General features: G+C 49.3%; 1 rRNA gene. It reads right to left on the minus strand.

The features are described 5' to 3' along the window. Nucleotides 1-718 (minus strand): 23S ribosomal RNA (locus CD112_RS07920); the annotation flags it as partial.

The following is a 718-nucleotide window of genomic DNA, read 5'->3' on the forward strand; positions in this document are numbered from 1 at the left end:
CCCCCCATCGCTTAAAACGATAAATGGTGGTACAGGAATATCAACCTGTTATCCATCGTCTACGCCTGTCGGCCTCGACTTAGGACCCGACTAACCCAGAGCGGACGAGCCTTCCTCTGGAAACCTTAGTCAATCGGTGGATGGGATTCTCACCCATCTTTCGCTACTCACACCGGCATTCTCACTTCTAAGCGCTCCACATGTCCTTGCGATCATGCTTCGACGCACTTAGAACGCTCTCCTACCATTGTCCTACGGACAATCCACAGCTTCGGTAATATGTTTAGCCCCGGTACATTTTCGGCGCAGTGTCACTCGACTAGTGAGCTATTACGCACTCTTTAAATGATGGCTGCTTCTAAGCCAACATCCTAGTTGTCTGGGCAATACCACATCCTTTGCCACTTAACATATATTTTGGGACCTTAGCTGGTGGTCTGGGCTGTTTCCCTTTCGAACATGGACCTTATCACCCACGTTCTGACTCCCAAGTTAAATTGATTGGCATTCGGAGTTTGTCTGAATTCGGTAACCCGAGAGGGGCCCCTCGTCCAAACAGTGCTCTACCTCCAACAATCATCACTTGAGGCTAGCCCTAAAGCTATTTCGGAGAGAACCAGCTATCTCCAGGTTCGATTGGAATTTCTCCGCTACCCTCAGTTCATCCGCTCACTTTTCAACGTAAGTCGGTTCGGTCCTCCATTCAGTGTTACCTGAA

This window comes from Staphylococcus simulans, from assembly GCF_002902285.1.
GTDB lineage: Bacteria > Bacillota > Bacilli > Staphylococcales > Staphylococcaceae > Staphylococcus > Staphylococcus simulans.